General features: G+C 63.9%; 1 protein-coding gene. It reads right to left on the minus strand.

Annotated features, from left to right (window positions below):
• Positions 1–274, minus strand: a 274-nt coding sequence (locus SB753_RS37190; RefSeq protein ID WP_410805150.1) for a homocysteine S-methyltransferase family protein, incomplete at both ends; no start/stop codon positions are given.

The following is a 274-nucleotide window of genomic DNA, read 5'->3' on the forward strand; positions in this document are numbered from 1 at the left end:
GCGAGCATCGACGCGAAGTGCGACGGGTGCGCGCAGTTGATCATGAAGTAAGCCGCGTAGTCATGAGTCTCGGCATCGGTGCGCGCGATCACATCGGCCAGCGAGTCACCCGACGGCAACCGTCCATCCGTCTCCAGCGTGAACGCTATCGCGACAGGCATCGCGCACGCCTGCGCCGCCTGGATCACCCCGATTGCTTCGTCCGCATAGTTGACCGTGAAGGCGGCGACCATGTCGGCGTCCGTCGCCGCGAAGGTTTCGATCTGCGTCTGAT

The sequence above is a fragment of the Paraburkholderia sp. SIMBA_053 genome, assembly GCF_046534895.1.
GTDB classification, from domain to species: domain Bacteria; phylum Pseudomonadota; class Gammaproteobacteria; order Burkholderiales; family Burkholderiaceae; genus Paraburkholderia; species Paraburkholderia caledonica.